Below are 5,141 nucleotides of genomic sequence, written 5' to 3' on the forward strand. Positions count from 1 at the left end.
GCGACGACCTGGCCCTGATGGAGCGCGACGCCGGCCTCTACGCGAAGCTCTCGATGGGCACACCGCGGGCGGCCGGGCGCACCGCGCCCCGGCGCATCCTGCTGACCGGCGCCACCGGCTTCGTCGGCGGGTATCTGGCGCGCGAGCTGCTGCGCCGCAACGCCGACGTGCAGGTGTTCGCAATTGCCCGCGGCCGCGGCGACGTGCAGTCGCAGCTGATGGAGTCGCTGGCCGAGCGCCAGCTGTGGGAGGAAGGCTTCGCCGGCCGCCTGCATGCAGTCAAGGGCGACCTGTCGGAGGCGCGGCTGGGCGTCAGCAGCGAAGCCTGGTCGCGGCTGGCGCAAGAGTGCGACGCCATCGTGCACTGCGGCGCGCTGGTCAACTTCGTCTACGACTACCGCATGCACCGCGCCGCCAACGTGCTGGGCACGCTGGAGCTGCTGGAGCTCGCCGCGCAGGAGCGCGCCAAGCCGCTGCACTTCGTCTCCACGCTCGGCACGCTGGACCGCGAGGCGGCGCTGCGCAGCGAACCGCTGGCCGAGGACTTCGACCTCACGCAGGGCGTGTGGCCGATGTCCGGCTACAGCCGCTCCAAGTGGGTGGCCGAGCGGCTGGTGCGCAACGCGCGCGGCGCCGGCCTGAGCGCCACCGTCTACCGCCTGGGCGAGGTGATGCCCAGCCCGCTGCACGGGCTGCCCAACCAGCGCGCGCTGACGCACTTTCTGCTGTCGGCCTGCGTGCGCCTGGGCGCGGTGCCGGACGCGGACATCCGCACCGACTGGTCGCCGGCCGACTACGTGGCGCGCCGCGTCGTCGCCGGCGTGTTCGAGCCGGCCGCCTGGAACCGCGACTACCACGTGATCCACCCGGAAAGCGTGTCCATCACCGACGCGCTGGCGCGCTCGGGCATGCCGCTGCCGGTGCTGTCCTGCCGCGACTGGCTGGCGCGGCTCGACGAGGTGGTGGCGGCCACGCAGCCGCTGCCGCGCGAGCTGGCGCTGGTGCGCGGCTTCCTGCCGGACAAGAGCCTGCCGGAGTCCGCGCTGGCCGCGGCCTTCGCCGGGCTGCTCACCGACAACGCGCGGCTGTTCCGGCGCGACGCCACCGCGGCGCTGGAGCAGCCGCACGGCTGGCAGGACGGCCAACTCGATGCAGCCATGGCGGCTTACGTGCGCATGCTGCGCGCGCGCCGCGATGGCGGCGCAACGCTTGAACATTGAAAGGGAAGACAGCATGAAATACCGCAGGATGGGCCGGCTCGGCTGGGAAGTCAGCGAGATCGGCTACGGCATGTGGGGCATCGTCGGCGGGCCCGGCAACTTCACCGCCGGCGCCAACCCCGAAGCCGCGCCGGACTGCCTGGACCTGGCCGTGGATCTGGGCTGCAACTTCTTCGACACCGCGGCGTCGTACGGCGGCGGCGAGAGCGAGAAGCTGCTGGGCCGGCTGCTCAAGCGCCAGCGCGCCAACGGCGGCAAGCGCATCTACATCGCCACCAAGCTGCCGCCGAAGAACCGCGAGTGGCCGGCGCGCCCCGGCGACACGCTGGACGACGTGTTCCCGCCCGAGCACATCCGCGAGTTCACCCACCGCAGCCTGGAGAACCTGGGCGTGGACCGCATCGATCTGCTGCAGTTCCACGTGTGGGAAGACCGCTGGGCGCAGGACGAGCGCTGGCAGCGCGCCTTGAGCGACCTGCGCGCCGAGGGCCTGATCGAGGGCATCGGCATCAGCGCCAACCGCTGGGAGCCGGGCAACTGCCTGAAGGCCATCGAAACCGGCCTCATCGACGTGGTGCAGGTGATCTACAACATCTTCGACCAGGCGCCGGAAGACGAGCTTTTCAAGGTGGCCCTGGAGAAGAACGTCGGCATCATCGCGCGCGTGCCGTTCGACGAGGGCGGCCTGTCGGGCAACCTCACGAAAGACTTGAAGTTCCCGCCGGAGGACTGGCGCGCCACCTACTTCGGCCCGGAGAACCTGGGCCCCACGGTGGACCGCGCCGAGGCGCTGAAGAAAGCGCTGCCGTCCGGCATGACGCTGCCCGAGGCGTCGCTGCGCTTCATCCTGCACCACCCGGCGGTGTCCACCGTCATCCCGGGCATGCGCAAGGAGCCGCACGTGCGCGCCAACCTGGGCACGAGCGACGGCCGTGCGCTGCCGCAGGAGCTGCTCGGCACGCTTCGCAACCACCGCTGGGACCGCAAGCCGTCGTCCTGGTCCGGATGAAGGAGAGACGACCATGAATCCCATCATTGCCATGTGGGCGCACCAGCGCGCCATGTCCACGGCGTTCCTGCGCATGATGATCGAGCGCGGCGACGTGACCGTGATCCACGAGCCGCTGGTCACGCTGGTCGACGAGGGCGAGGTCTCGCTGCCCGACGGCCAGGGCGGCCAGGTGGTGGTGCGCAGCGAGCAGGCGCTGTTCGCGCAGATGCGCGAGCTCGCCCGCGACAAGCCCGTGTTCTTCAAGGACACGGTGGAGCACCGCTACAACTACCTGTTCGAGCACCCGGAGGACGTGGCCGACATCGAGCACACCTTCATCGTGCGCGAGCCGCGCCGCACCATCAGCTCCATGTACAACATGAAGCCGACCATCACCAGCCCGGAGATCGGCTACGAGCACCTGCACGAGATCTTCGAGCTGGCGCGCCGCATGAGCGGCCGGGTGCCCGCGGTGGTCAACGCCGACCGCATGGTCGAGGATCCCGCCCTGGTGGTGCGCCGCTGGTGCGACCGCGTCGGCCTGCCGTTCATCGAGCGCGCGCTGACCTGGAAGGCCGAGGACCGGCCCGAATGGTCGCGCACGCGCAAGTGGCACATGGAGGTGATCAACAGCACGGGCTTCACCCGCCCCTCGAAGGCCTACAGCGACACGGTGGAAACCAACCCCACGCTGCAGGGCTTCTACGACTACCACCAGCCGTTCTACCAGCAGATCGTCCAGCACGCGATCTGAGACCTTCCCGCATTACCGCAAGACCCAACAAAGGAGATTTCCCCATGTCCAGCCAGCAACAAGCCACCCAAGCCACGGAAGCCTCCTCCGGCGAGCTGTTCGCGCGCGCCTTTCGCGCGCAGGGCGCCAACACCGAAGTGCGCTTCGACTTCACCATCACCGAAGCCTTCAAGCCCACGCTGGAGCGCCCGCGCCTGATGGTCAGCCAGCTGTTCAAGAAGCGCCTGGTCGAGCAGGAGCAGAACCGCTTCTGGACCGAGACCCGCCCGCCCAAGACCGACGTGGCCGGCATCTTCGAAGGCCAGCTGCGCCAGGAAGCCACTTTCCGCTTCGGCATGGGCGAGAGCACCATCCGCCCGATCAACGCCTGGGTGCAGATCCCCGAAGGCCTGGAAAAGGACGAGCGCGGCCTGGCCGAATTCATCGACTACCGCCTGCTGGTGCGCCTGGCCACCGCGGAGAACCAGGCGCTGACGCTGGGCCCCGCCGGCCTGCTCAACACCGCCGGCCTGACCCAGGTGCCGTACGACGGCGACTACCTGTCGGGCATCATGGAAGCGAGCAACCTGATCGAGCAGAACGGCGCCACCGCGCACGCCATGATCGTGAACCCGGTGGACTACTACCACCGCATGATGGGCAAGAGCATCCTGGAGGACCTGGCGCGCAACGGTGCCAAGATCGTGCGCACCCGCATGGTCGCGCCGGGTTGCGCCCTGCTGGGCGACTTCGCCGTGGCCGCGCGCATCCTGCACACCGGCAAATCGGTGATCCGCGTCGGCACGCCGCCCAAGGGTACCTTCGCCACCGAAGGGCTGGCCGTGATCGCCGAGATCTACGAAGGCCTGGCCGTGCACCTGCCCACCCACTTCTTCCACGTGAAGCCGCGCGGCTGATGCAAGGGAACACCGCGATGGACGCCCAACCGCAAAGCGGCCTGCGCTTCTACGGGCCCTACATGCCCCTGTTCCTGGGGCTGTTCTTCTGCCACCTGGGCATCGGCGTGACCCTGTCGGTGCTGCCGTTCTACGTGAAGAACGTGCTGAACGGCAGCGACGTCGACGTGGGCACGGTGATCGCCGCCATCGCGGTGGCGGTGGTCGCGGCGCGCCCGGTCGCGGGGCGCCTGTCCGACCGCATCGGCCACAAGGTGCTGATGCTGGCCGGCGCCGTGTTCTGCGCGGTGGCCGGGGCGGCGTACGTCGTCGCGGCCAACGTGCCGACGCTGATCGGCGTGCGCCTTTTACACGGCGTCGGCGAAGGCTGCGTGTTCACCGCCGGCGCCACCTGGCTGGTGCAGCTGGCGCCGACCAACCGGCGCGGCAAGATCATCGGCCTGTACGGCGTGAGCATGTGGAGCGGCGTGACGCTTGGTGCTCTGGCCGGCGCGCTGGTGATGCAGGCCGCGGGCTTCGGCGCCGTGTGGACGGTGTGCGCGGTGCTGCCGCTGGTCGGCCTGGCCTTCATCGCGATGAAGGCGGCGCCGCCGAAGATTCCGGGCGCGGCCAAGACCGCGCTGTTCCCGGCCACCGCGTTCGCGCCGGGCTTCACGCTGGCGCTCGGCTCCATGGGCTACGCGGCGCTGGCCTCGTTCGTGGCGCTGTACATGACCAGCAAGGGCATCGACAACGGCATCCTGGCGTTCAACGTGTTCGGCTTCGCCTACGTCGGCTCGCGGCTGTTCCTCGGGCACCTGCCCGACCAGATCGGCCCGGTGCGCGTGGCGTTCTGGTCGGCGCTGGTGGAGGCGGTGGGCCTGGGGCTGCTGGCGTTCGCGTCCAGCCTGCCGATGGCGGTGGCGGGCGGCCTGCTGATGGGCCTGGGCCTGTCGCTGTTCTATCCGTCGCTGGCCCTGGTGGTGGTGCGCAACACCGAGCCGGCGCAGCACGGTGCGGCGCTAGGCATGTTCACCTCGTTCTGGGACCTGGGCGTGGCGCTGGGCGGCGTGGTGGCGGGCTTCATCGCCACCAGCTACGGCTATCCGCCGATCTACATGGCGATGCTGGCAACGGCCTTGCTGAGCGCGGCCGGCGTGGCCTGGATCGGTAGCCCCAAGCGCGACGTCGTGGCGCAGCAGGGGCGCGCGGCACCTTGAGCGCGGACGCCGACTTCATCGTGCTGGGCGGCGGCATCGCCGGGGCCGCCTGCGGCGCGGCGCTGGCGCTCCACGGCCGGG

5 protein-coding genes are annotated in these 5,141 nt (G+C 70.1%); all 5 read left to right on the forward strand.

The window, feature by feature from the left end:
- On the forward strand, positions 1–1,220 hold a 1,220-nt coding region (locus H0U68_RS21470), incomplete at its 5' end, for a thioester reductase domain-containing protein (protein WP_296358938.1).
- Between the two features lie 13 nt (positions 1,221–1,233).
- The gene (locus H0U68_RS21475; protein WP_296358939.1) at positions 1,234–2,229 is read left to right on the forward strand and encodes an aldo/keto reductase; all 996 of its coding nucleotides are present in this window, start codon (positions 1,234–1,236) and stop codon (positions 2,227–2,229) included.
- A gap of 13 nt (positions 2,230–2,242) precedes the next feature.
- Positions 2,243–2,965, forward strand: a complete 723-nt coding sequence (locus tag H0U68_RS21480) for a hypothetical protein (protein ID WP_296358940.1) — start codon at positions 2,243–2,245, stop codon at positions 2,963–2,965.
- 44 nt (positions 2,966–3,009) lie between these two features.
- Complete coding sequence (locus H0U68_RS21485) at positions 3,010–3,861, forward strand: family 3 encapsulin nanocompartment shell protein (protein ID WP_296358941.1); 852 nt, start codon at positions 3,010–3,012, stop codon at positions 3,859–3,861.
- 17 nt (positions 3,862–3,878) lie between these two features.
- Positions 3,879–5,060, forward strand: a complete 1,182-nt coding sequence (locus H0U68_RS21490; RefSeq protein ID WP_296358942.1) for an MFS transporter — start codon at positions 3,879–3,881, stop codon at positions 5,058–5,060.
- Positions 5,061–5,141: the final 81 nt, after the last annotated feature.

The organism is Ramlibacter sp., assembly GCF_013697775.1.
In the GTDB taxonomy this organism is placed as follows: domain Bacteria; phylum Pseudomonadota; class Gammaproteobacteria; order Burkholderiales; family Burkholderiaceae_C; genus Ramlibacter.

Bases quoted from the DNA above. Each gene is read 5' to 3' on its own strand.
- H0U68_RS21480 (WP_296358940.1), top strand. From the start codon at position 2,243: ATGAATCCCATCATTGCCATGTGGGCGCACCAGCGCGCCATGTCCACG.
- H0U68_RS21490 (WP_296358942.1), top strand. From the start codon at position 3,879: ATGGACGCCCAACCGCAAAGCGGCCTGCGCTTCTACGGGCCCTACATG.
- H0U68_RS21475 (WP_296358939.1), top strand. From the start codon at position 1,234: ATGAAATACCGCAGGATGGGCCGGCTCGGCTGGGAAGTCAGCGAGATC.
- H0U68_RS21485 (WP_296358941.1), top strand. From the start codon at position 3,010: ATGTCCAGCCAGCAACAAGCCACCCAAGCCACGGAAGCCTCCTCCGGC.